The following is a 25957-nucleotide window of genomic DNA, read 5'->3' on the forward strand; positions in this document are numbered from 1 at the left end:
CTTTAAATACATGACACGAATTACACTAAAGGGTTTATGCACCGTCGCAAGTATACTTGCGGCTGGTGTTTTTAACACCCAAGCACAAGAAGACCTTGCCAAATATGTAGATCCGATGATCGGGACTGCAAAAATGGGACACACCTATCCCGGTGCAACTGTACCTTTTGGAAGCGTTCAGTTAAGTCCCGATACCGATACCATTCCGTATGCGGTTAACGGGCGCTACAATCCCGACGTTTATAAATACTGCGCCGGTTATCAATATGAAGATTCAACAATTGTTGGATTTAGCCACACGCATTTTAGCGGTACCGGTCACTCTGATTTGGGTGATTTTTTAGTAATGCCAACGGTAGGAAAACTACAACTCAATCCGGGAACAGAGACCAATCCCGACAGCGGTTACCGCTCACGCTTTTCTCACGATGAAGAAACAGCAGAAGCAGGATATTATGCCGTTAACCTAAAAGATTACGGCATCAAAGCCGAAATGACAGCCACCACACGCGTAGGTGTGCATCAATACACATTTCCAAAAAGTGATCAAGCGCATATTATCCTCGATCTTAAATCAGGAATCTACAATTATGATGAGAAGAATGTGTGGACGATCGTGCGTGTAGAGAACGATTCTACCATTACCGGATATCGCCAAACCAGCGGTTGGGCGCGTACGCGTAAGGTGTACTTTGCGATGACCTTCAGCAAAGCTTTTAAGAGTTATGGTCAGGAAAAACAACCCGGACAAGTATATCGCGGATTCTGGGGACGTTTTGATCAGGAGCATAATTTCCCACAAATGGCAGGAAATGACCTGCGACTGTATTTCGATTTTGATACGGAAGCAAATGAAGCGATTCAGGTTAAAATGGCGCTATCTCCGGTAAGTACCGAAGGTGCGCTAAAGAATATGGAAGCTGAAGTTCCGGGTTGGGACTTTAACGCTGTAAAGCAACAAGCGCGCGACACCTGGAATAAAGAATTGCAAAAAGTTACTGTAGAAACTTTAGAAGAATCTGACAAAGTAAATCTGTACACCGCAATGTATCACGCCTTTTTAGGTCCAACCGTTTATATGGACGTAGACGGAAAATATATGGGTCTTGATCGCAATGTGCACGAAGCCGATGGCTTTACCAATTATACCAGCTTTTCGCTTTGGGATACGTATCGTGCGTTGCACCCCTTATTCAATGTATTGCAGCCACAACGCAATCAGGATATGGTGCAATCTATGATGGTGCATCAGGAACAAAGTGTACATCATATGCTTCCTATCTGGTCGCATTATGCTAATGAAAACTGGTGTATGATCGGTTATCATTCAGCTTCAGTAATTGCAGATGCTATTGTAAAAGGCAATGCTGATTTTGATCAAAACGCTGCTTTAGACGCTTGTGTGGAGACGGCGCGCGTTCGTTATTTTGACGGTATTGGGGACTATATCGATATGGGCTATGTACCTGAAGATAAAAGTGGTGCTTCGGTATCTAAAACTTTAGAATATGCCTACGATGACTGGGCGATTGCACAAGCTGCTAAGAAATTAGGTCGTGACGAAATCTACAAAGAGTTCATCGAGCGTTCTACGTATTGGAAAAACGTGTACGATAAATCTATCGGATTTATGCGTCCTAAATTGAGTGACGGAAGCTTTAAAAAAGAGTTTGACGCATTGAACACGCACGGTCAAGGGTTTATTGAAGGAAACAGTTGGAATTATAGTCTTTATGTTCCTCAAGATCCTGCAGGAATGATCGATCTTATGGGCGGAAAAGAGAAATTCAGTACGCACTTAGATTCGTTATTTACGATGGAATTGCCAGATAAGTATTTTGAAAATACCGAAGATATTTCGCGTGAAGGAATCATTGGAAACTATGTACACGGTAACGAACCTTCGCATCACGTGGCTTATTTGTACAACTGGACAGACGATGCTTACAAAGCACAGGACAAGATCAGAATGATCTTAAAAGAGAAATATATGACCGGTTCAGATGGGTTGAGTGGTAATGACGATTTTGGTCAAATGAGTGCCTGGTATCTATTCAGCAGTTTAGGATTTTATCCTGTTGCGCCGGGATCTGTAGATTATGCTTTAGGAAGCCCTGCGGTTAAAGAAGCAACGCTTAACTTAGATAACGGAAATACCTTTAAGGTTGAAGCTAAAAATCAGTCTGAGAAGAATGTATACGTGCGTAAAGTAGAATTGAACGGTCAAGAACTTACCGAGCCATTCATCACGCACGATCAGGTTATGAACGGTGGAACGCTTACTTTTTATATGAGTAGAAAACCTAATAAGAATCTTTATAACTAAGTTTATGAGCAAATTTGTCCAACTTTCGGTATGTATAGTTTTTATGGTTTGGGGTAGTATTTTTAAGTCAACGGCACAAGATTGGCCTAATTTAAAGCGCTATGCCGAAGCCAATGCACAAGTAGATTCAATCTATGCAAAAGAAAACAGAGTGGTCTTTATGGGTAACTCCATTACCGAAGGTTGGGTCAATAGCGATCCTGATTTCTTTACCAAGAATAACTTCATCGGTCGCGGAATTAGCGGTCAGACCACGCCTCAGATGCTGTTGCGTTTTAGACAGGATGTGATCGATCTAAATCCCGTGGCGGTAGTGATCCTTGCCGGAACCAACGATATCGCCGGAAATACCGGCCCGATGACTACAGCCCAGATTTTTGACAATATGGTTTCTATGGTTGAACTGGCAGAAGCAAATGGCATTGTTCCTATTGTTTCTTCTATTCTTCCTGCGTCTAAATATCCGTGGAAGCCTGAAGTGGATTCCGTAGGTCCCATTTTAGAACTGAATATGATGCTGAAGTATTACTCCAAAGGAAAAGGCCTGGTATATCTGGATTATTTTTCTGAAATGGTAAATGAAGCAAACGGTCTTCCGGAAGCACTTTCTTATGATGGCGTGCATCCTACAGATGAAGGCTATAAAGTGATGGAACCGTTGGCATTAGCAGCGATCAAAGAAGCTTTAAAGCGCTAAGGCTTAACTATAAATTGAAACAACAAAGCCTGCTCGATGAGCAGGCTTTGTTTATTTATTAATTATGTTTTATACAGATTCCTTATATAAATTCCTTTTTTCCAAATAATCTAAAGCCAGCGCGTAAGCTCCTAAACAAACCGCCGTACTGGTTCCCAATTTACTTACCCCGATCGCAATACGCTTTTCTTTGGTATAGACTACCTTTTTAGTGCTAAACGGAACCTCAACTTCAAATTCAGAATCGGCTAAAAAGGCTTTCAACTGCTCCTCATCATCAATATTGAACACTTTAGAAATCGCACGCGGCATTCCCTGATCTTCCAGATTATAAATACAACCTGATAGATGCGCTATAATTTTAGGCAGAATAAAGCGTGATGCTCCGGCAATTCCGCCGCCGATAACAATGGGTCCGTCTACGAGTGCCAAGGCATTTGCCAGCGATTCGGCAGCTGCGACGGCCATCTCTTCAAAGGCATTAATTGCAGCCTGTTTATTACCTTCTTGCTCTCCGTTGGCTATTTTGAAAATTTCGCGTGGCGAAATCGCCTCTACCTCTCCAGATTGCTCCGCATAAACACGTTGAATCGCACGTATACTCACACTTTCTTCTACAACCGTCTTGGGCTTTATAAAATTACGGGTAAGCCAAATTTCGCCTGCGGCAGAATTGTCTCCTTGACAGATTTGGTTATTCACCACGATACCGCCTCCAAAGCCGGTTCCCAGAGTAATCCCGATCAAATTCTTATAGGTACGGCTCAAGCCTGCATCAGCAAGGGATTCATTGATAAACGGAAGCATCCCGGCTACAGCTTCGCCATAGGCAAAAAGATCTCCGTCATTATTGATCAAAGTCGGGATTTTAAAAATCTCCTCAAGCATTGGACCTAAAGCTACTCCACCTCTAAATGCAGGTAGATTAACAAGATCTCCTATGATTCCGTTTTTATAATCTGCAGGCCCCGGAAACGCAAAACTTATCGCGTCGGGCTGATTTCCATCTAAGTTTTCTTTAACCTGATTAAAGCCATCAATAATGGTTTTAAGACAAGTATCTAAGTCATCAGAATGCGATGCTAATGTAATAGGCTCTATAATTTCTTTTCCAGATTGTAATGCAGAGAACACAAAATTGGTTCCTCCTGCATCTAGAGTCATAACAATCCGTCGATCAACGTAAATATTCTTCATATTTCGGTTTGTACTCTAAAAACTAATAATAATATCGCCCTGGTGAATCTGCAAAGATACACAACTAAAAGGTTTTACTACACGGAATTCTATTAGATTTGATAATACACGCTTTTTATAATTCCTGTTTTAGAAGTTCTGTTTAAGTTTTATCGCTTTTGTTCTGCTACAAAGTTGAGCAACAGCGGGAAAGCAGGATGTGTCATATTATGACCGTAGCCTTGCATCTCGTATTGTTTGATCTTTTCTTGACCGGCAACCTTCATCATTCGGTAGAAATAGGCATTCTCTTCATATCTTCCCAGCATTTCCAGCTCGCGATCTCCGGTGATCAAAAGCGTTGGCGGTGCGTCATTGCGTACAAAATAAAGCGGCGCAAATGCATCAATTATTGGTTGCTCTCCCGGTATCCCACGCTCTGCCCGAATGGTAAAATGGGTGATCGTGTGACCACTAAACGGAATCAGACCTGCGACCTCGTTAGCATCAATATCGTATTTAGCGAGTCGGCTTTTATCCATCACACTCATCAGTGCCAAATAGCCTCCTGCAGAATGACCGCTCACAAAAATATTGTTAGGATCGCCCTGATATGCCGCTATGTTTTTAAAGGTCCAGGCAATCGCCGCAGTAGCATCTTCAATACAAACCGCAGCTTTGACCTTAGGTGAAAGTCGGTAACCCACTCCTACAACGCAGTAGCCTTTTTCTTTTAAGGCTTGCGGAAGTTCCTTCACTCCACCGGTTAGACCGCCGCCGTGAAACCAGACAATTACCGGAACGTCTTTTTTCCCTTCAGGATAATACACATCTAAGCGGCACTGCTTGTTTCGATATTCGGTTGCTCCTTCAGTATTCTCAGGATAATAAGCAATATTTTGAATGGTTTTATAGGCCGTTTCCTGTGCAAACGCAGGAACACTAAAAATCATTAACGCTAAAAGAAAGTACTTTTTAAATTTCATAATACTGATTTTACTGTGCTTTAGGTTTAAAAACAGCTGCCCAGCCTCCGTTTCTAACCAAAGTAATGGTTAATGAGTCCTCATTTTTAACTGTACCTCCATTCTTTTTGTAATCCATTCCCTGTCGCCCGGCATTGATACCGTCTTCAAAGGAGGTCATTTCATACAAAGCTTCAGCATTGAGAAAGTCTAAGTTGATCTCAAACTCTCGTGTATTCTCGACTCCATTTGTGATCGCACCGGTGTACCACGTATTGCCTTTTCGCTTTGCGATCACTACATACTCACCAATTTTTGCATCGAGTACCACCGTCTCATCCCAGGTTGTGGGCACCTGAGTAATAAAGTTGGTACACTCCTTTTCACGAAAATAATTGGTAGGATTGTCAGCCAGCATTTGCAAACCGCTTTCAAAAACCACAAAAAGTGCCATTTGATAGGCTCGCGTTCCCAGCCCAGCAGAATTTGGTCTACGGCTGTAATACACCTCGGGCTGCATATTGATCATCGCCCCGGGAGTAAAATCCATAGGTCCAACGGCATTGCGCATAAATGGCAAGTACAAACTATTTTCTGTGGTGGCGCGTTCCATTTGTTCGAGACCTAGAACGCCCTCGTACGACAACACATTGGGGTATTTAATCTCGAGTCCCGCAGGTTTAAACGAACCGTGAAAATCTACAAACAACTCATGCTTTGCCGCTTCGGCAGCAACACGCTCGTAGAAATTTACCATCCACTGGTCGCTGCGATCCATAAAATCGATTTTTACACCGGCGATTCCCCAATCCTGAAACTTTTCAAAAAGCTCAAAATTCTTTTCAACGGTAAGCCAGGTAAGCCACAGCACAATTTTTACATCGCGCGCTTTGGCATACTCAATCAATTCAAAAAGATCGATATCGGGATTAGGCGTATAAGGATCGGTCGTCGTTTTTGCCCAACCTTCATCCATAATGATGTACGGAATGTCAAAAGAGGCAGCAAAATCAATAAAATACTTATAGGTTTCTTCGTTAAAACCTGCTTTAAAATCTACGTTGTACGGCGAAGCGCCATTCCACCATTCCCAGCTCACCTGCCCCGGTTTTAACCAATCGGTATTCTTTAAGGTGTTGGGCGTCGCCAATTTGGTGGTTAAAGTATTGGTTAAAATATCGGCATCTTTTGTAGTGATCTGAAAATAGCGCCAAGGAAAATTACGCTTGCCCGAAGTCTTTGCTATGTAATTGGCCTCCTTCAAAATTTTGACACTGCGATCCCCGTCATCCCCAAACTCAAGCGGATATAGCGGAAACACTCCTGAAAGTGTATTCGCCTTTTCAGTATTGAGGAACATCGCGGGATAATCACTTAGATCTGATTCTGAAATAAGAATGTTTACCATATCACTTTCTAGCAACACCGGCAGCGTAGACATCTTATTTCCGTCTTTAAATGCTGAAGTTTTAAGATGCGTATACGGGTATTCATACGAAGTTTTAAAGGAAGGCGTTTGCTGAAGATGCGCTGTAAATTCATCAACCAGATGCACATCAAAAGTTTCTGAAATCACCTCAACATCACCTTTTTTATCGGTAATGAAGCGGTAAGCGAGACCTTCATTAAATACTCTGAATTCTAGCGAAAAATCCTCTCTAAATTCGATTATAATGCCGTTATACTCATACTCGAGCATATTGAATTTAAGCGGTACCGCCGGAGCATTTTGCACCTTAGCCTGTGTAGTTTTTGTAGCCTTTATTTTAGGATTTTGACCTAATGTTTTGTCTTCAAGTTGCAAAGCGGCTTTATTGTTTTGCATTACGACCTGCCCCTTTTTTAAAACGCTGTACGCAATCTCATCCTTTACAGAAATCTGAAGCTCCAAATCGCCTTGAGGCGACATCACTTGATACTCCTGACCATAACTCAAGCCCAGACTGAATCCAAAAATTAATAATGCTACAACCTGCTTCATATTTTAAAATTGTTGTTCTAGTTTGTTTTTAAATTAAGCGTTCCGCCTTGCATCAGTTGCTCTTGATCAATAAAATAACCATCAATCGCTTTGCCATTGTATTGAATTTGCTTCAGGTTTCTTGATGTTCCGGCTTTAGTGATCTCTAAAGAATTTCTACCTAAATTCCATTTTACGCGATCAAAAACGGGAAGACTTACTAGATACTCATTATCTGCCGGTGACAGCGGATACAATCCGGAAGCTGCAAAAACATACCACGCACTCATCTCGCCCGCATCGTCCATTCCGCTAAAGGCCAATCCGGTAGAACCTACCCCATAATAATCTGCTAAAAGCGTATCGATTATGTGCTGGGACTTTTCGGGCTTATCTATAAAATAATAGGCAAAAGGCGCCTCGTGATCGGGCTGATTTCCGTGGCAATATTGACCTAAAAATCCGCTTACATTGCGTGCGATATGTTTTGGGTTCCACGGTAAAGTGAATAACGAATCTAACTTTTGCTCAAACGCTTTTTCACTTGGATATAAAGCTACCAAACCTTCCATATCATGCGGAACAAAGAAAGAAAGCTGCCACGCATTGGCCTCGCGATACATATACTCATAGTACGGATACTCGGCATCAAACGGACTTATAAACGAACCATCAGCCAGCTTACCGCGCATAAAATGTGTTTCGGGATCAAAGACATTCTTATAATTTTTTGCACGCTCAGCAAGTTCTGAAGCGTGATCCTGATCCTGTAAAGCTTTTGCCAACAGCGACAAACTGTGATCATCATAAGCATACTCCAGCGTTTTTGAAACTCCTGCTTTTGCTTTGGTTTCTACATGCGGATTTTCAACATCAGGGTCTGAAATAAAGCCTTTCTCTATATACTCTGCAATATGTGGTCGCGTACCACCTTCTTTATACGCATTGTTTAGAAGAAGTTCGTATGCTTTTTTTACATCAAAATTGGTTATTCCTTTTCCGTAAGCCTGTGTGACAAAAGGCGCGGCGTGATCTCCATGAAAAAAGGTTGGCATAAATCCGCTGTGAGTTCCTTTATCGATTAACGACTGAATGATATCACCGGTAACCTCAGGCGCCAGCAAACTCAATACAACCAATTTGTTGCGATACGTATCCCAAAGCGACGGATTGGTATAATACCGAAATCCTTTATTTTGAACCGTTCCCTGAGCATCTGTAAACTGTCCATTGTAGTCACTGCGCAAAGCCGGCCATTGCATGCTTCGGTATAATGATGAATAAAAAAGCTCTTTTTCTTTTCGGCTTCCGCCGGAAACCTGAATTTTTGACAACACAGCATCCCACGTTTTTTCTGCAGCCAGATGTACTTCTTCAAAGGTTTTATTTCCTATTTCTTGCTGAAGATTTTCACGTGCATTTTCGGCACTTACAAAAGACAAACCGATCTTTAAGCTTACCGGTTTTGGCGAAGCTTTTAAATTTAGAAGCGCATAGCCTTTATCGGTATTTGGATTCACTTGTTCCAGTTCGCTTATCGCCTCACTGAGCTCCACCGAAAAATACACCTTATCACCGCCCGTACGTTGAAAACCTTCGAGTGTTTTACGCCCGGTTTGGCGCAGTTGCCACGCATCAACGTGATGATTTGCGCGTCCCAGATCAAACAGAATATTGTGAGCAGCATCGTCATCAAAAGTATATTTATGAAAACCTGCACGTAAGGTAGTGGTAACCTCAACTTTCACCTTATAATCGTTCAAGTAAACACTGTAATAACCCGCAGAAGCAGTTTCATCTTCCTTATCAAAAGAAGATTTAAAAGGTGCCGAAGCCTTTTCTGCGATTGGCAAAATCGGAATATGACACAAATTCCAGTGGCCTTTATTGGTATGTGTAAAGCCCAGAATTTCTTTGTCTTCATATTCGTAGCCGGCGCCGCTTCCATATTGTGTAATAGGACTCAGTTGTACCATTGCATTGGGCAGGGTTGCACCGGGATAGGTTAGTCCTGCCCAAACACGCCAACCTTCGGGCGGCGTGTACCCTATAAAATCTGGATCTGTAAGCGGTGCTGTACCGTGAAATGGATTGACATAGGCTACAGGATTTTCTACATATGCCTCTTGTTGTTGCGCTGTTAAAACCTGAGGTATGCTCAACAGCATCACTGCAAAACTGAATAGTATTTTCAAACGGAAGGCGCTAGCAAGGTGTTTCATCAACTTCTATAATTTAAATCGAATTGAGTAATTCGGGTTTCTCTTGGTAGGTTTTCCATAGGAGTTCGCCAAACAAAGTATTTGCCCAGGCAAACCAAGAACGGGTAAAATCGGTAGGATCATCTTTATGAAAAGTCTCGTGCATAAATCCTGTCCCGCCGTGTGTATTTTTAAGCATTTTAATACACTCTTTGATCTCTGCATCTGAAGTGCTGGTAAGACCTCGCATCGTAATCGCCATCGGCCAGATCATATTCATACCTACGTGCGGTCCGCCAATACCTTCGGCAGCCGTTCCTTTAAAGAAAAACGGGTTATCTAACGACCAAACAAAATCACGGGTGTTCTGATAAATAGGATCATTTACATCTACCGCATCCAGGTAAGGCAAGGAAAGTAAACTCGGCACATTGGCATCGTCCATCATCAAATGATTGCCAAAACCATCGGTCTCAAAGGCATAAATCTTACCGTATTTTTCGTGTTCGGTCACGCCATATTTAGCGATCGCCTGTTTAACTTCTGTGGCCAAAGCCTTCAGCTCGTTAGCAAGTTTCGTTTCATCCTGAAGTGTTTCAACCATTTCTGCAGCTTGATTCAAACTCACCACCGCAAAAAAGTTAGATGGAATCAAAAAGGAATACACCGTCGAGTCATCACTAGGTCTAAAAGCGCTGCAAATCAGTCCCACCGGTTTTACAGGATAGCCTTTACCACGAAGGAAGCGCGTATCTGTCCCGTTAGAAGTATTTCGACTGAAAGAATACGGGTTAGTGCCATCTTTCTCCTGCTGCTCCTTGAAGGTTTTTAAAATGTTCTTGATCGCCACAAGCCATTGCTTATCAAATGGAGCCGTGTCTCCGGTTGTTTTCCAATAGTTGTATGCGAGACGAATGGGATAGCATAAAGAATCGATCTCATATTTACGCTCATGCACTCCCGGAAGCATATCGGTATTATCAGACGTCCACTCCCCTTTTTTCTCCGGATCGTCATAGAATGCGTTGGCATAAGGATCTTTTAAGATCTGACGTGTTTGCCTATTGATCACACCGGCAATAAGGTTTTTCAGGTCTTTATCTTCGTCTGCAAATTGCATATACGGCCATACTTGAGCCGAACTATCCCGCAACCACATAGCATCAATATCACCAGTGATCACATACGTATCTGGCGCTCCTTTATAGGTTGAATAGGTAACCGTGGTATCTAGCGTATTTGGAAAACAGTTGTTGAATAACCAAGTCAACTCCTCATCATTGACATTTTTTGAGAATTTTTTGATCGCCTTCTCGATGGCTTTACTCTCAAAATTACGCGCACCTTCGGGCACACGTACGGTTGGAAATTTTTTACAAACAGTATTTGCAAAAATACCTGTAGGATTAATCATGGTTAAACCCCCTGCCATCGCAGTATTTTGAATAAACTTTCTTCTTTGCATTTTAGAACTATTAATCTGCTTCGAGGGCTGATTTTACCTAAGTAAACCTGCTCAAAGCGAAAACGTTATCATTTTACACAGTGAAAATAAGTAAAACGTTTTAGTTATTCAAGAAATAATTAAGAATAAATTCATTTTCAAATCGAAAATTTATTTGTGAAAAGTTGAATGAGAAATTAGCTTTAAATAAAAAGCCACCTACTGAAATCACATAGGTGGCTTTGGCTAAATAAAAGACTTTCAAATAAATATCAGGTCTTTGTACTCGTATATTTAGTTAGAACGGAAGCAAAAAGAGTCTCCATTCTGTCATTTGAAACAAACTACTTCCGCCATTACTCGTAATATCGAGGCGATAGTACTTATATGCTGTATTGTTATCAAAATAGAATTCGCGAGTCTGGGTACGGTCTGAAAATCTGTAATCTTCTCTGCTATCAAGCGTGGTCCAGGTTTCACCATCTTGCGAACCTTGAATCTCCCAATCTTGTGGGTCTCGCCCAGGCGCATCATTTCCTGATGTAAATGAGTAATACCCTGCAACAATAGGCTCTTCAAATTCTAGATTGATCCAGAAAGGCGTTACAAAACCAGAAAGATATTTGGTGGTCAAATCACCGTCTATCAGTTTTGTTGAACCTTCACGTCCTTCTGCCCCACCGCTGTATTCGCGGTTTACGCTAATCGTACTTTGATCTGTAATATCAACCGGAGGACCTGCGATCACTTTTACCGGTGCAGTAGCTGTAAGTGAATTGTCATCTGCTGCTGTGATACGCAATAAAGTTTCTCCAGATCCGGTTGCTGTAAGTGTTACCGATTTATCTTCATTCATCTGCAAATCTGCAACGCTGGGATCTTCTACTTCCCAAATATAATCGCGTTGCGGAACCACATTAGGTTCAAAAGTTGCAGTAACATCAAGCGAATTTCCTGATTCTAATAAAATGATATCATAATTATCAAGATTAACGCCGTTCTCTACAATAGCATCAAACTCTCTTCTTCCTTCGCAAGATGAAACTGCTACCAGAAGAAAAAGCAATGCCGGTTTTATATACTTTAAAATTGTTTTCATAATGTTCTATTTAGTATCCAGGATTCTGAACAAGATTAGGATTAGCTTGTAATTGTCTGAAAGGAATAGGATAAAGCGTAAGATTAGGATCTCCTGAAGGATCATGATCCCACCAAGAACCTGTGGTAAATTCACCAAATCGAATAAGGTCTGTACGACGCATACCTTCAAAGATGAACTCTCTACCACGCTCTGCAAGGAGTTCGCTCATAGTGAGCGAAGTTGTGGTATAGGCCTCCTCAGCCCAGTCTTCTTCAGTGAAGTAACGCATTTTACTTTCATTGATAAGGTCTACAGCCTCTTGCGTAGCATTACCTCCGTTTAATCGCATCAAGGCTTCCGCTTTATTAAAATAAAGTTCTGTAAGTCTGTAAACCACATAATCACCTTCTAAATAATTAGGATCATCTTGTGTTCCTGAACGGTATTTATGAAAACGCGCACCACTATTCTCTTCTCCGTCGGTCATAGAACCTTCACCGGTTTGTCCCTCTGTATTTCTACGAATGTTGTTTACATAAACAAAAGGCTGCCCGTTATACTCTTCAGACCCCAAAATAGGCTCGTCTGTTCCTAATTTGTATTGAGGTCCAAACAAGAACCATTCTTGCTTACGAATGTCATTTTCTTTGTAGGCGTTAAATGCTGTAGGAATCACTACAAAAGCATTGTTACCGCTATAATTAACATCTAGCGCTGCGGTCATATTTGAGAATCCCATATAGAAGGATCTCCAGTCATAACCGAAATCATTTTGACGGCTGAATGGAAACTGAAAGATATTCTCAGGAGAATCTTCGTTGGTATTATTAAAAGGTCCTAATGGGTCTTGATCTAAAGCGATCTCACCGGTTAAAGAACCTCCTTCTCCTGAAATAACCTTATCTGCATATGTGATACTTTCTTCCCATCTAGGAGTACCAGACCACACTTCTGCATTTAAGTACAACTCAGATAAAATCGAATATCCAACAGCTCTACTCATACGTCCTATAAGTTGTGGTGAAAGCGGCTGAAGCTTTTCTACATTATCTAACAATTCCTGCTCGATAAAAGCAAAAACTTCTTCTTGAGAAGCAGTCTCCGGATTATTAGGAACCCCCACTGTAGTTACAATAGGCACATTACCCCACATATCCATTATTTTCATATAATGATAGGCGCGCAATACTTTTGCTTCTGCAACAATCGATGCCAGACGCTCTGGAGTTACTCCAATAGTTTCTGCATCTACAGCTTCGATACTTTCTATCGCTGTATTTACAAAGCCGAGACCGGTCCACATCAATCTCCAAGCATTATTTAAACGCCCCTCTTGCGGTGTCCACGTATGATAATGCTGTCGTATATGATCTGCATTATCATAACCGTGACGCCCTTTTTGAGGCCAAGCGGTTTGATCTGCAGACAGCTCGTTATGATAGTAATATCCATTTTGCCCAGACCAAGCCAGCCACGCCTGCATATGCGTAAACGGTCTTAAATTGGCCTGTACCAGTTCTAATTCGGTTTTATAAAAATTTGATTCTGAAAGTTCTGAATATGTAGTTTCTTCAAGATCTGTACATCCGATAGTCAATAACATTCCCATCGCACATGCAGCTTTCTGAAATAAGTTTATCTTCTTCATCTTCTAAATATTAAAAGTTAACATTAACACCTGCAGTTACGGTAACTGTTCTCGGGTAGAAGTTTCTTGTGTCTATCCCCGGATAAAGTCCTGTATCTTGAACTTCTGGATCGCGACCGGTATAACCGGTAAAGGTTGCCAGGTTTCTCGCACTACCAAAGAGGCGCAACGCGCTAAACGGACTGTTCTCTCCCAAATTGAAGTTATAGCCTAAAGTAAGGTTGTCTAACTTTATGAAGTTTCCGTTCTCAAGGTAGTAGTCTGAATATTGTGGCGCTTCGGTAATATTGCTATACTGTCCTAAAGCAGAAGTAAGCACGTTACCCGGCAATAAGCTTGGGTTACCATAAAAAAGGTCAACCGTGTTTAGAATATCGTATTTGAATTTACCACGTAGAAGAATGGTGAGATCAAAGTTCTTGTATTTAAACGTATTGGTTAACGAAGCATAATACTTAGGCAAACCATTACCTATGATCGCCTTATCCTCTTCGGTCATATCGCTTGCGCGACCAATTGTACCGTCTGCTTTATGGAATAACCATTTGCCATCAACAGTAAAACCTACAAAGCGTTTTCCGTAGAAATTTCCTATTGGGCCACCTTCGGTATTTCTAATGGCAGAACCTAGGTTACCTGGGTTTCCAATATTTCCTCCAAACAATTCACTTACCGAGAAGATCTGATTTGAAAGTGTAGTAAGCTCATTGTTTTGATAACTTCCTACAAAATCAACATTCCATTTAAAATCGCCTTCATCAAATACACGGTAGCTAAGCGCAAGTTCTAAACCATTATTGGTAATATTTCCTACGTTAGTATAAATACTTCCTTGAACAAACGGAGGTTGTGGCACGTCATAACTCAACAATAAGTCTTCTGTACGGCGCGTATAGTAATCTATAGATCCGCTTAGTTTATTGAACCAGAAACCAAAATCAAGACCGATGTTAAATTCCTTTTTGGTTTCCCATTTAAGATCTGGATTAGGGTTTTTAACCGGCCCATACGTTTGATAATAGGTAGCACCATCGGCTCCATCTAAAAAGACAGGATATTTACCTCCTGTTCCCAGCGTCACAATAGATTGGTAATTTGGAATCCCTTGATTACCGGTAACACCAAAACCTGCACGCAGCTTAAGGTTGTTTACCCAGCTTGCACCTTCCATAAAGTTTTCGTCAGAAATCAACCAAGCTCCAGAGATCGCAGGGAAACTCGCCCATTTATTATTGGCTCCAAAACGCGAGGAACCTTCGTGACGCACAGATGCCTGTAAGAAGTAACGATCGAGGTAGTTGTAGCTTAAACGTGTAAAGTAGGCAATAAGCGTATTGTCTTCTTTAAAACTAGACATATTTGGCCTTGGTAGATCAATATCGGTGATCGCGTTACCCGCACCAAAATTCCAGTCCTCAAAACCATCTGTGGTGAAACCACTGTTATCCATAGAATAATTCTCGGTAGCCGAATACTGATAACTATACCCACCAAGCAATTCAAAACTGTGCTCCGCAATTTCGGTTGAATACGTAATCGTAGGCTCTACTGTTTGTGTAAAGTCTAAATGACTTCCTTTATAAGCATAACCGGTTCCAAAATATGGGCTACCCGAATTGTATTGCTGGTAATCTTGAGTAGAACGATAGTAACGGTCATCCCAAGAATTTCTCTGATACGAACCAAATACCGAAGCTATCAAGCCCTTAGTAATCTCATAACTCAACTTTGCATCACCAGAAAAGGTAAGTTGTTTACGCTGGTTGAAGCGGTTTGCATATTCAGAAAACGGGTTATAACCATTTTCTGGCTGGTAATAACCATAACGCCCTTCATTATAAAGAACCCCTTCTTCTGAAGTATTGAAAGGTGCAAAAATTGGCGCAGTCGGATTCCAATCGGTTACGATACCAAATTGCCCACCACCTAAAAGGTTGGCGTCATTGATATTTACCACAGCACTTGATGAAAAAGTCAATTTATCATCAAGACCTGTCTGGTTAAAACTTGCTCGTATACCAAACTGCTCGCGACTGTTCTCTAAAGCAATACCTTCTGAGTCTTTATAATATAATGAAGCCCTGTAGTTGCTCGTTTCATTTCCACCAGAAGCAACAAAGTTGTGATATTGTGTAAGATTTGACTCGTTAACCAATGCATCAAAAATATCTGTAGATGCTCCTAGATCATTGTTTTCTCCAATGATTCCATCTGCAATTGCAGCTCTAAACTGTTCTGCAGATAAGAAATCTGGCTTACGGTTAACATAGTCACGTGATACAAAGGATGAATAATTAAAGGTGCTTTTTCCTTTCTTTCCTTTTTTGGTGGTAATTAAAATTACCCCGTTAGTTCCTCGTGTACCATAAATTGCAGCAGCAGCACCATCCTTTAATACATCAAAGGATTCGATATCATTTTGCTGTAACAGATCTAAATTACCTCCCGGTATACCGTCGATAACGATAAGCGGCGAAGTCGAACCTGTAATAGAGGTTACCCCACGAAGTTGAATCGCTGTTCCACCATTTGGATTATTACCTCCGGCACGTGTGATTTGAAGACCGGCTACTTTACCCTGAATCAATTCAACCGGAGAGGACACCTGCCCTTGATTAAAATCTTCTGTCTCTACTTTAGAAACAGCAGTAGATACTGCTTTACGCTCTTGAGAACCATAACCTATTAGAACCACCTCATCCAGTGATTCCTCATTAGATTCCATCGTTATCGTAAATGCATTTTGAGAACCCACAGTTTGTTCAACACTCGTCATCCCTACATAGGAGAATACCAGTACTGCATCGTTTGAAGCAACGTCGATGCTAAAGTTTCCATCAAAATCGGTCGCTACTCCATTGGTAGTTCCTTTCTCTTGAACCGTAACTCCCGGCAGAGGCATTCCTCCGGGATCTGTAACGGTTCCTGTCACCGTTTTTCCACCTTGAGCATAGAGCGTATGTGGTGAGCTCATACCTAGCGCAAGGAAAAAAACCAGAATAAATCTTGTAAATGTTTTGTACATAATTGTTTCTTGTTTCTGGAATTTTAAATTCCCATTAATTGAAGTTTTTAAGTATTAATAATTTTCGCAAACGTTAAAGTAAAACGTTTTAGCAATTATAATAAAACGTTTTACTAAAATTGCATTGAAAGTAAATAATTTTACATAAATTAACATAAATTGCAGTTTTTGTAACCCATTTACAGAATTCTACAGTTTTTAACACCTTTTACACCAGTTAACTGAAAATAATTTAAAAAATTTATCAAGCTTTTTCCATGCAAATAAAAGAATCTTCAAAAATGTATGATGTCATCATCGTGGGCTCTGGTGCCGGCGGCGGTATGGCAACAAAAGTTTTGGCTGATGCCGGACTCAAAGTAGCAGTGGTTGAAGCAGGACCTCATTTTGATCCTGCAGATCCTAAACAGCGTACCCAACTCAAATGGCCCTATGAATCTCCCAGACGTGGTGCCTCTAACCGTAGACCTTTTGGAGATTTTGATAGTGCCTACGGTGGCTGGGAAATTGAAGGCGAACCTTACACTCAAAAAGATGGAACCCAATTCGACTGGTTTCGATCTCGAATGCTAGGCGGGCGTACCAATCACTGGGGACGTATTTCACTGCGTTTTGGTGAGCGCGATTTTAAACATAAAAGCTATGACGGGCACGGCGATGATTGGCCTATAAGCTATGAAGATGTAAAACCTTACTATGATAAGGTAGATAAGCTGATTGGCGTTTTTGGAACTAAAGAAAACATTGAAAACGAGCCTGATGGCTTTTTCTTACCTCCGCCAAAACCCAGATTACACGAACTTTTCTATATCAAAGGAGCGCGTAAATCTAACATTCCTGTAATTCCATCACGTATGTCTATGCTTACCAAAAAGCTCAACGACGATCGTGGTATTTGCTTTTATTGTGGGCAATGTTCCCGTGCCTGTGCGGTGTATGCCGATTTTTCTGCAGGGACTTGTTTGATCTTTCCGGCGCAAAAGAGCGGCGGTCAGGTAGACCTTTTTGTCAACGCAATGGTGCGCGAAGTGACTACAAATGATGAAGGAAAAGCTACCGGAGTTTCATATATCAGTAAAGATGATCGTAAAGAATATAAACTGAAAGGACGCATTGTCGTGCTTGCAGCTTCGGCTTGTAGTTCGGCACGAATTTTATTGAATTCTAAAAGTGAGCAACACCCTAACGGATTAGGAAATAGCAGCGATATGGTAGGCCGTTATCTGCACGATTCTACCGGTGCCAGCAGATCTGCATTCATTCCAGACTTGATGAATCGCGATACGTATAATGAAGATGGTGTAGGCGGAATGCACGTATACACACCGTGGTGGGGCGACAATAAAAAGCTGAATTTCCCGCGTGGTTATCATATTGAAGTTTGGGGTGGTCTTGGAATGCCGAGCTACGGTTTCGGCTTTAACCCTAATGATCTCAACCGTTTCTTCAATCAAAAAGTGGGTGGTTATGGAAACAGTTTACGTTCAGATATTAAAAAATATTACGGTTCTACCATTGGTATGGCAGGTCGCGGTGAGTCTATCGCGATGAAAGGTAATTATTGCGAGATCGACCCAACCACGGTTGATGAGTTTGGGATCCCGGTATTGCGTTTCAACTATAAATGGTCTGAATATGAAGTGAATCAAGCCAAACACATGAATGATACTTTTGAAGAAATTGTGCACAATATGGGTGGAACGATGCTTCAGGATGCACCTTCCAAAGAATCAAATTACGGTCTTGAAAATCCGGGCCGAATCATTCACGAGGTGGGAACAACCCGTATGGGAAGCGATCCTAAAACTTCTGTAGTTAATGAATTTCAGCAGTTACACGATGTAGATAACGTCTTTATCGTAGATGCCGGACCGTTTGTTTCTCAAGCTGATAAAAACCCGACCTGGACCATTCTTGCGCTTTCGTGGAGAGCTTCAGATTATATTATTGAACAATTAAAACAGCAAAACATCTAAACCATGGATAGAAGAGATAGTTTAAAATCGATGTTTTTAGGTTCGTTAGGAACCGGACTTTTACTCACCGGGTGTGATCCTAATCTTGGCGAAAAGGAAGTTGAAATCGCGAAAGCTGCTGAAGATTATTTTGGCCGTACACCTGAAGAACTTGAACTTATTGAAAAGCTACAATCAGAGCAGTTTTTTAGAGAACACGAGATGGACACGTTGAATGTTTTATGTGCGCTTATTTTACCTGCAAATGAGGAATACGGAAGCGCTACAGATGCCGGTGTTCCAGACTTTCTTGAATTTATTGTAAAAGATATGCCGTATTTACAAACGCCCATACGTGGTGGTTTGATGTGGCTGGATCATACTTCTAATTTAGAATACAACACTGAATTTAAAAGTGCTTCGGAAGAAAATCAGAAAGCTATTTTAGATACGATTGCATTTCCTGATCCCGAAAAACCCAGCTGGGAACAACCGGTACAAGTACAGTTCTTTAGCTTGATGCGTAACCTAACGATGACCGGTTATTATACTTCAGAAATGGGAATTAAAGATCTGGACTACAAAGGAAATCAACCCAATATCTGGGATGGCGTTCCTGAAGAAGTTTTGCAGAAACACGGCGTTAGCTACGATCCCGAATGGATCGCAAAATGTGTTGACCAAAGTCAGCGTGGCGTCACCGCCGAATGGGATGACGACGGGAATTTGATTACCTAAAAACAGGCTATAAATCAACAAAAAAACCTCCTAAAAACAGGAGGTTTTTTATTTCTAATTACTTTCGGTAGAATCAAATTCTATCTTTAATATTCATCCTCTGATGTAAAATTCTTACTATTTCAACAGTATTGGTATCATCTTTTCGGTAGAAAATAGTGTGAGATTCGATGACACTTATCCTGTAGTGCTTTCTCAAATGCCCAACAGACTTTCCCGTCATAAAATTAGCAGCAATAAATTCAATGCGATCTATTAAAAAGTTGTAGTAATTATCAGCTTGCTCTTTTGACCATTTATGAAAGGTATGTACCCAGATATGCTCTAAATCTTCAATCGCTTGTTGACTTATACGATATCTGGCCTCACTCATAAATACTTCTTGTGTAAAGCTTCAAGTTTTTTTTCAGAATCAAAATCATCAACAAAACCACTCTGCTCCCCCGCCTCTAAAGCTTTAATCAATTCACGTTCTTTAAGTTCCTCATGTTCAAATAAGCGTAATGCAGATCTGATTACTTCACTTACCGAACTATAGCGCCCCGATTTTACTTCTTCATTTACAAAATCTTCAAAATGACTCCCCAATGAAATTGACGTATTCTTTCCCATTTTTTTGATATTTTAAATAAAAGTACCAACTTTTGGTATCGCAACCAAATGTTCTATATCGAATGCTCAGGGTTCCATTTAACGACTTCATTCTTCAGCATCGAGTCAATAGCCATTTGCACGCAGATTGCGGTATTGGCTCCGGTTTTTAGGTCAGAAATCGGTTTGCTGTTATTTTTGATCGCGTCTCTAAAGTCCATTAAAGCCTGCTTGCTAGGATCTGCGTGGGTAAATTCAAACGGAATTCCCTTTCCTGCTTCCCAAGGTATTGTAGCCCCCGCGACACCATCAACCTCAGCGCGCTTTTTTGTATAATTCCCTTCCGGATAAAACCAGCCATTTACATAGTCTAAAATGATGGTTCCCTTGTCACCCATTACCTTGATCTGATAATCGTCCTTCGCATTGGTCGTTAAACAAGTAAAGGTCGCCTCTACTCCACTGGGATACGAAAATAAATGGTGTACATTATCAAAGGTTTCTCTACCGTCTTTCCAATAATCAATACCGCCGGTACCAAAAACCTGCGAGGGTGTTTCTCCTAAAACCCAATTGGTAAAGTCGATCTGGTGAGAACACAATTCAGCGGTCAATCCGCCGGAATATTCGCGATACATACGCCAGTTGATCATACGCTCCAGCTCTGGTTCGGGGACGGGTCGTCGCCAGTTTCCGCTGCGATTCCATTGACATTCAAAAGCAGTGATCTCGCCTATTTTTCCATCTTTAATCAAATCAACTACGTGCGTATACAAACGCGAACTGTGGTACTGATGTCCGGTTTGAAAAACCAAATTTCCCTGAGCCGCATCAACAACATCCAACACGGCATCATAACCTTTTGCCATTGTTTTTTCGCCATACACGTGCTTTCCGGCGGCAAGCGCATCAAGTTCAATCTGAGCATGTGTGCTGAAAGGCGTAGCCACCAAAACCGCATCAATACTTTTATCTTCGAGCAATTTTCGATAATCGGTATAGGCTTTTGCTGAATCTCCCGCGCGCTTAATTCCGTTAGCTAACCGAAACGGAATAACATCACAACAGGCTGCCACTTCAATCCCTTCAATATCTTTCATCACCGAAATTAAACCGCCACCGCGATCGCCGGTTCCTATCACACCAATGCGTATTGGTGCACTTGAACCCACATATTTATTAATATAAGCAAACCCCGGACTAGCAGAAGATACCGCCGCTGCTGCCAGACTACTCTTGATCACAAAATCTCTACGTTTCATAGTCTCTTAAATTTTTGGTTCCCAATTAGGAGCGTACTCGCGTCCCCAAAGTTGCATCGCTTCCCGATCATAAATGCGACCTGATTTAGCATCAATATCAAAACCGCGCCCTACACGGTACGCCATATTTGCATAATGCACCATCGCCATACTTACCGAAGCATCTTCAATAGGTGCTTTTAAAGTTTCTTTACCGCGAATAGCCTCAAAAAAGTTTACCATATGCGCTGTCGAAGAGTCGCCACCTCCGCCGAGTGCGAGTCCGCTTTCTGCGGTTTCTTCACTTTGTTTGATCACTTTTCCGCTGCGGTCCATAAGCACATAGTTAGAACGATCTACCAAAACCGAACCTTCGGTACCAAAAATCAATGTACCACGACCGCGACCATAGGTATTGTAACCGTTTCGGCTTTTTCCGTCCCAATTGATCACTTTATCATCGTCGAATTTGAACGTGGCATACATCGTATCATACATTTCCCAACCGTCATTCTTGAAATGGCGTTTTTCAGCTTGCACCTCAGCATAATTAGGAAACTCAACGCCCAAAGCCCATCGTGCGATGTCGAGTTCGTGCGTAGCATTATTTCCGGTTTCTGCGGTACCGTAATTCCAGCCGTACCAATGCCAGTTGTAATCCCAGGTTTCGCTGGTATAGGCTCTGCGCGGAGCAGGCCCTTGCCAAAGCTCCCAATCTAATCCGGTAGGTACAGCTGCCTGTTTTTGCACCGGTGTTTCCCCACGTGTATTGGAATAAAAAGCCACCGCTTTGTATACATCGCCAATCACGCCTTTATGAATTTGATCTATGATCTCTATGGTATGCAACGAGGAACGCTGTTGGTTCCCCATCTGCACGCGTTTGTCAAACTTTTTTGCCGCTGCAACCAGGAGTTCATTTTCATTCATATTGTGGCTGCACGGCTTCTCGACATAGACATGTTTACCCGCTTTCAAGGCCATAATAGAACCTGGTGTGTGCCAATGATCTGGTGTGGCATTTACGAGAATATCTACCTCCTTATCTTCGATCACTTTGCGAATATCATTTTCTAATGCCGGTGTGTAATCAATATGTTCTTTAAAATTCTTAAGCGCGTTCAACCGGCTTTTTTCCATCACATCGCAGAGGTAGAGTAATCGTACATTAGACTCCTTGCGGGCGATGGGTGCATAATAGGCGCCCAAACGTCTGCCTAATCCCGCGACCGCAACATTTAGCCGATCATTAGCACCTATGATGTTGCGATAACTGCTGGCAGCCATTCCCATTGTGGTGTTGCTCAAGGCTAAAGCGGTACCGCCCAAAATTGATTTGTTGATAAACGATCTACGTGTTGTCATACTACAATACTTTGATTTTGATGTTTTTAAATGCTACGCGATCTCCGTGATCTTGCAATAGAATATTCCCTTTTTCAAAAGTGCCGAAGCCGGGCCAATCTTTGTATTTACTCTCTTCAACCAATTGTAAAAACGCATCACTGCCTCGGTCATATTCCAATACTTTCACGTCGTTTAAATAATGCTCTACGTGCTTGTTTTTACTAACGATTCGAGCTGTATTCCATTCACCGATAGGATTTACCGGTTTATTAGGATCTGCCTGAATCAGATCGTATAAAGATGCTAGTGTGCGGCTTCCCTCGTGATTGCCCAGCTTGGCATCGGGATGGTGCGCATCGTCAAGAATCTGGTATTCTAAACCTATTGAAGAACCTTCGCCTTTGTTCAATTCGGTATCTACATAATATTTGATCCCGCTGTTGGCGCCTTCTGTAATTTTGAAATCTATTTTAAGTTCAAAATCCTGATACTGCTCTGTGGTCACGATATCGCCACCGGCAGCTGATTCTTCACCTCCGGTGGAAAGCACGATGAGTTCGCCGTCTTCAATGACCCATCCCTTTTCAGGAAAATGATCGAGTTTTCCTCCGCGCCATCCTTCGGTAGTTTTTCCATCCCAAAGCAATTGCCACCCAGATGCTACTTCTGCTTGTGTCAGATTATTTTTAGTATTGAAAGCAGGCAAGCTCATTTGTTTACTGTATTGCTGCGGATTCTCTGTAATGATCTTAATGTTCTTCCATCTAATTTCCTTTCCGGGTTCATCCTCTGCGCCTATCGCGTGCACTTGTAATGCAATAAATCCTGAAGCGGTCTGGTCATCTACCAGATGCGCCGCTTCTACGCCATTGATCCAGGTTTTTAACGTATCACCCAAAGCTTCCACACGGTAATGATTCCATTCATTTTGCTTGAAAGCCTGTTGTGCTTTAGGATTGTTCTCTAATGAATACAACCAACCTCTGCGGGCTTCATCATAAATACCAGCACTCCAAGCACGCTCTGAAGGATCGATTTCTATCTGATAGCCGTGCACGCGTCCATTCCTAAACTTTGGCGTACTAAGGCTGCGTATTTGAATACCGCTATTCATCGAAGGATCAACTTTATAATCCAATTCCATAATAAAATCTCCATAATCCTGTGTCGTTGTAAGAAACGAATTGGGCGTATTCGCCACAGTGGTCCCAACTATTTCATCACCTTCTATGCGATACGCTGCTTTACCATTGAGTTGTTTCCAACCGTCGAGTGAAGTCCCATTAAACAAGCTTTGCCAAGGTTCGTCTGCCGTTTCTGATTCATTTTTACAGCCTGTAAAAACCAGCAAACCTAGTGCTGACAAGACTAAATACTTAAATACTATAGTATTCATAAATACGGTTTATTAATTAACTGTTAGTTATACGTTTAAATATACGCAATCGATATAGCATACGACTAAAAAAATAGCGAGACTTCAATTAAGAAGCCCCGCTATCACACACACTAGTTTAATTCAACTTTTGATATAAACTTATCTTTGGTCCCCCAATCTTCATTGGGCGTAGCTGCTGTTTCGATGATCAAGTTTCCGCCGGAAGTCAACTCTTCATGCGTGAGCCAATTTCGGTTTAAAGCCTTTCCATTAAGGGTCACCGATTTCACATAGAAATGCTCCTTGTTATAATTTTTTACTGAAATACTGAAAGTTTTACCTGGGGCAAGATTCAGTTTTACTTCTTTAAAAATAGGTGCTGTTAGATAGTAAACCGGACTTCCCACATTTGCCACCGAAAGCCCCATACTGTGAAGCACAAACCACGAAGACATCGTTCCTGCATCATCATCCATCGTACGCAAGTAGGCTTTGGGTTTGTTCTGATAAATGCGGCCCACATAAGGATCTATCCCTTTGCTGTTGTCGTTAAAGTAGGTTTGCACCACGGTATCCAAAAGAATTTCTCTAAAGAGCTTTTGTGATTTCCAAGGCTGGCTGGTCGCATTGTACAATCCCGGAACTTGCAAATCTGGCTGATTGGCGTGATTGTAATTAAACTCTTCAAAAAACTGGTCTAATTGGTTCTCAAAAGTTTCGGCACCACCTGCCAATTCTTGTAACCCGTTTACATCCCAAGGCACAAACCAGCGGTATTGCCAGATCGTCCCTTGATACAAGCCACGTGCTTGCATTCGATCTACATCACTTTTTGACAGATCTTTAAAATCTTTATCCCAATAGGCTTTATAATCTAAAGCTTTATCTAGATACTTTTTACTCGCTGTTTGGTCACCTGTCGCTTTGAGGATTTCACTCATCGCCCAGAGATCGTAAGACGACTCTAAAGCTTTATCAGGAGCGCCAAAATCTAAATGATCTGCTTCATAAAGCAGTGAATCTTTGATAGCTTCAAAATCGACGTCATAGCCTTTTTTATAAGCGTCGAGTAACACCACCATCGCGTGTTCTGTGCGTACCGTAGGTGAAGTCTCGTGCTCTGTAGCCCAATTCTTTTTCCCAAAACGGTATAAATTGGCAATACTGGTCGTGATATCCTGATAAACTTCAGGATGCGCTAACGATAAAAACGGCAACTGCTCGCGGTAATTATCCCAAATCGCCCAACCATTATAGACTTTATAATCCTCATTTTGCACAGAACCATCTGTGGCTCTAAACGTGCCGTCTTCTTCGGAAACTAAAAACGGAGATTGCGCAGTTCGATACAACAGCGAGTAGAATAATTGCAGGCGATCTTTTTCACCAGAAACTTCAATGGTGTTCAAATAAGCATTCCAACTTGCGGAAGCCTTTCCTTTTAAAGTCTCAAAATCATCTGAAGTAATGCGTTTTTTAGCGTAGCCTTCATTTACTGAAGAAAAACCTACCTGAACTTCAGCAGCATCCCCCAAACCTTTTACCATCAATTGGTGCTCCCCTACGTTCTGAATCTGAGCTTCTTCCGGTAATTTAATCGCATAATAAATGCGATAGGTTCCGGCGTGGCAGGTAGTTTTGGTGTCCATATATCCTGAGATCAAGTTGCGACGTATCTCGTGTGTTTCAGCAACAAAACGATTACTCAGCGCAAAAGAAAGGTCGATATACAGTCCGCTATTCGCATTAGGAAAGCTGTATTGATGCATCCCTAAATTTTGGGCTACGGTGAGTTTGGCGTCAATTCCATTTTCAAAATTCACATGGTAAAAACCGGGAACTGCATCTTGCGTTTTTTTGATAAGCTTGGTACTTACTTCTGCATTTAAAATGGGTTTAATGAGAATATTACCACCGCTACCTGTACAGCCCACACCTTCCATTCGGGTATGTGTAAAACCGTCAAACTGCTTTGCATAATACTCGTAACCCGTATGTTGATGCGGATTGGTTTGCGGGCCTAAATTCATCATATTGAACGGCGTAGTCGCCGATGGAGACATCTGCCCGTGGTCACCGCTGGTTCCCAAAAACACATTGACATAATCTGTTAATGACTCTTGCGCAACGCTCGTAAAGGCCAATACTAAAGTAAAAAGTACCGCTATATAATTTTTCATTAAG

The 25957-nt window shown here is 41.7% G+C and carries 18 protein-coding genes; 4 read left to right on the plus strand and 14 right to left on the minus strand.

Annotated features, from left to right (window positions below):
* Positions 1-10 precede the first annotated feature (10 nt).
* Positions 11-2326, plus strand: coding sequence for a GH92 family glycosyl hydrolase (locus MED217_RS13070; protein ID WP_009781010.1), 2316 nt, complete (start codon positions 11-13; stop codon positions 2324-2326).
* A gap of 4 nt (positions 2327-2330) precedes the next feature.
* Positions 2331-3023 carry an SGNH/GDSL hydrolase family protein gene (locus MED217_RS13075; RefSeq protein WP_009781011.1) on the plus strand — a complete coding sequence of 231 codons (693 nt, stop codon included), beginning with the start codon at positions 2331-2333 and terminating at the stop codon, positions 3021-3023.
* A 69-nt stretch (positions 3024-3092) separates the two neighbouring features.
* Here the strand turns inward: MED217_RS13075 and MED217_RS13080 are convergent, their stop codons facing one another.
* The 8 genes from MED217_RS13080 to MED217_RS13115 all read right to left on the minus strand — a co-directional run bounded on the left by MED217_RS13080 (position 3093) and on the right by MED217_RS13115 (position 16523).
* Positions 3093-4220, minus strand: coding sequence for an ROK family protein (locus MED217_RS13080; protein ID WP_230199273.1), 1128 nt, complete (start codon positions 4218-4220; stop codon positions 3093-3095).
* A 149-nt stretch (positions 4221-4369) separates the two neighbouring features.
* The gene (locus tag MED217_RS13085; RefSeq protein ID WP_009781013.1) at positions 4370-5185 is read right to left on the minus strand and encodes an alpha/beta hydrolase; all 816 of its coding nucleotides are present in this window, start codon (positions 5183-5185) and stop codon (positions 4370-4372) included.
* A 10-nt stretch (positions 5186-5195) separates the two neighbouring features.
* Positions 5196-7145 carry a glycoside hydrolase family 97 protein gene (locus MED217_RS13090; protein WP_009781014.1) on the minus strand — a complete coding sequence of 650 codons (1950 nt, stop codon included), beginning with the start codon at positions 7143-7145 and terminating at the stop codon, positions 5196-5198.
* Between the two features lie 17 nt (positions 7146-7162).
* Complete coding sequence (locus tag MED217_RS13095) at positions 7163-9346, minus strand: GH92 family glycosyl hydrolase (RefSeq protein ID WP_009781015.1); 2184 nt, start codon at positions 9344-9346, stop codon at positions 7163-7165.
* 13 nt (positions 9347-9359) lie between these two features.
* Positions 9360-10790: a glycoside hydrolase family 125 protein gene (locus MED217_RS13100; RefSeq protein WP_009781016.1), complete on the minus strand. Its 1431-nt coding sequence runs from the start codon at positions 10788-10790 to the stop codon at positions 9360-9362.
* Positions 10791-11067: 277 nt separating this feature from the next.
* Entirely contained in the window at positions 11068-11868 is an 801-nt protein-coding gene (locus MED217_RS13105) for a discoidin domain-containing protein (RefSeq protein WP_009781017.1), read from the minus strand.
* A 10-nt stretch (positions 11869-11878) separates the two neighbouring features.
* Positions 11879-13498, minus strand: coding sequence for a RagB/SusD family nutrient uptake outer membrane protein (locus MED217_RS13110; protein WP_040532836.1), 1620 nt, complete (start codon positions 13496-13498; stop codon positions 11879-11881).
* Positions 13499-13508: 10 nt separating this feature from the next.
* Positions 13509-16523, minus strand: a complete 3015-nt coding sequence (locus MED217_RS13115; RefSeq protein WP_009781019.1) for a SusC/RagA family TonB-linked outer membrane protein — start codon at positions 16521-16523, stop codon at positions 13509-13511.
* Positions 16524-16780: 257 nt separating this feature from the next.
* On the opposite strand from MED217_RS13115, the gene MED217_RS13120 reads away from it, so the two are divergent.
* The gene (locus MED217_RS13120; protein WP_009781020.1) at positions 16781-18499 is read left to right on the plus strand and encodes a GMC family oxidoreductase; all 1719 of its coding nucleotides are present in this window, start codon (positions 16781-16783) and stop codon (positions 18497-18499) included.
* 3 nt (positions 18500-18502) lie between these two features.
* Positions 18503-19216, plus strand: a complete 714-nt coding sequence (locus MED217_RS13125) for a gluconate 2-dehydrogenase subunit 3 family protein (RefSeq protein ID WP_009781021.1) — start codon at positions 18503-18505, stop codon at positions 19214-19216.
* 73 nt (positions 19217-19289) lie between these two features.
* Here MED217_RS13125 and MED217_RS13130 read toward each other — a convergent pair whose 3' ends face one another.
* The 6 genes from MED217_RS13130 to MED217_RS13155 all read right to left on the minus strand — a co-directional run bounded on the left by MED217_RS13130 (position 19290) and on the right by MED217_RS13155 (position 25953).
* Positions 19290-19589, minus strand: a complete 300-nt coding sequence (locus MED217_RS13130) for a type II toxin-antitoxin system RelE/ParE family toxin (protein ID WP_009781022.1) — start codon at positions 19587-19589, stop codon at positions 19290-19292.
* On the minus strand, positions 19586-19828 hold the full coding sequence (locus MED217_RS13135; RefSeq protein WP_009781023.1) for a type II toxin-antitoxin system ParD family antitoxin: 243 nt from the start codon (positions 19826-19828) through the stop codon (positions 19586-19588). Before MED217_RS13135 ends, MED217_RS13130 begins: the two co-directional genes overlap by 4 nt.
* Positions 19829-19881: 53 nt before the next feature.
* Positions 19882-21069 (minus strand): Gfo/Idh/MocA family protein, encoded by a 1188-nt coding sequence (locus tag MED217_RS13140; RefSeq protein ID WP_009781024.1) that lies wholly within the window; start codon positions 21067-21069, stop codon positions 19882-19884.
* Between the two features lie 6 nt (positions 21070-21075).
* Positions 21076-22413 (minus strand): Gfo/Idh/MocA family protein, encoded by a 1338-nt coding sequence (locus MED217_RS13145; protein WP_009781025.1) that lies wholly within the window; start codon positions 22411-22413, stop codon positions 21076-21078.
* 1 nt (position 22414) lies between these two features.
* Positions 22415-23791 carry a 3-keto-disaccharide hydrolase gene (locus MED217_RS13150; RefSeq protein WP_009781026.1) on the minus strand — a complete coding sequence of 459 codons (1377 nt, stop codon included), beginning with the start codon at positions 23789-23791 and terminating at the stop codon, positions 22415-22417.
* A gap of 113 nt (positions 23792-23904) precedes the next feature.
* Positions 23905-25953, minus strand: a complete 2049-nt coding sequence (locus tag MED217_RS13155; protein WP_009781027.1) for a glycoside hydrolase domain-containing protein — start codon at positions 25951-25953, stop codon at positions 23905-23907.
* Positions 25954-25957: the final 4 nt, after the last annotated feature.

This window comes from Leeuwenhoekiella blandensis MED217 (assembly GCF_000152985.1).
Lineage (GTDB): Bacteria > Bacteroidota > Bacteroidia > Flavobacteriales > Flavobacteriaceae > Leeuwenhoekiella > Leeuwenhoekiella blandensis.

What these genes read in the sequence shown, in the direction of transcription:
- MED217_RS13070 (WP_009781010.1), top strand. Translation starts at nt 11, where the DNA reads ATGACACGAATTACACTAAAGGGTTTATGCACCGTCGCAAGTATACTT.
- MED217_RS13075 (WP_009781011.1), top strand. Translation starts at nt 2,331, where the DNA reads ATGAGCAAATTTGTCCAACTTTCGGTATGTATAGTTTTTATGGTTTGG.
- MED217_RS13080 (WP_230199273.1), bottom strand. Translation starts at nt 4,220, where the DNA reads ATGAAGAATATTTACGTTGATCGACGGATTGTTATGACTCTAGATGCA.
- MED217_RS13085 (WP_009781013.1), bottom strand. Translation starts at nt 5,185, where the DNA reads ATGAAATTTAAAAAGTACTTTCTTTTAGCGTTAATGATTTTTAGTGTT.
- MED217_RS13090 (WP_009781014.1), bottom strand. Translation starts at nt 7,145, where the DNA reads ATGAAGCAGGTTGTAGCATTATTAATTTTTGGATTCAGTCTGGGCTTG.
- MED217_RS13095 (WP_009781015.1), bottom strand. Translation starts at nt 9,346, where the DNA reads ATGAAACACCTTGCTAGCGCCTTCCGTTTGAAAATACTATTCAGTTTT.
- MED217_RS13100 (WP_009781016.1), bottom strand. Translation starts at nt 10,790, where the DNA reads ATGCAAAGAAGAAAGTTTATTCAAAATACTGCGATGGCAGGGGGTTTA.
- MED217_RS13105 (WP_009781017.1), bottom strand. Translation starts at nt 11,868, where the DNA reads ATGAAAACAATTTTAAAGTATATAAAACCGGCATTGCTTTTTCTTCTG.
- MED217_RS13110 (WP_040532836.1), bottom strand. Translation starts at nt 13,498, where the DNA reads ATGAAGAAGATAAACTTATTTCAGAAAGCTGCATGTGCGATGGGAATG.
- MED217_RS13115 (WP_009781019.1), bottom strand. Translation starts at nt 16,523, where the DNA reads ATGTACAAAACATTTACAAGATTTATTCTGGTTTTTTTCCTTGCGCTA.
- MED217_RS13120 (WP_009781020.1), top strand. Translation starts at nt 16,781, where the DNA reads ATGCAAATAAAAGAATCTTCAAAAATGTATGATGTCATCATCGTGGGC.
- MED217_RS13125 (WP_009781021.1), top strand. Translation starts at nt 18,503, where the DNA reads ATGGATAGAAGAGATAGTTTAAAATCGATGTTTTTAGGTTCGTTAGGA.
- MED217_RS13130 (WP_009781022.1), bottom strand. Translation starts at nt 19,589, where the DNA reads ATGAGTGAGGCCAGATATCGTATAAGTCAACAAGCGATTGAAGATTTA.
- MED217_RS13135 (WP_009781023.1), bottom strand. Translation starts at nt 19,828, where the DNA reads ATGGGAAAGAATACGTCAATTTCATTGGGGAGTCATTTTGAAGATTTT.
- MED217_RS13140 (WP_009781024.1), bottom strand. Translation starts at nt 21,069, where the DNA reads ATGAAACGTAGAGATTTTGTGATCAAGAGTAGTCTGGCAGCAGCGGCG.
- MED217_RS13145 (WP_009781025.1), bottom strand. Translation starts at nt 22,413, where the DNA reads ATGACAACACGTAGATCGTTTATCAACAAATCAATTTTGGGCGGTACC.
- MED217_RS13150 (WP_009781026.1), bottom strand. Translation starts at nt 23,791, where the DNA reads ATGAATACTATAGTATTTAAGTATTTAGTCTTGTCAGCACTAGGTTTG.
- MED217_RS13155 (WP_009781027.1), bottom strand. Translation starts at nt 25,953, where the DNA reads ATGAAAAATTATATAGCGGTACTTTTTACTTTAGTATTGGCCTTTACG.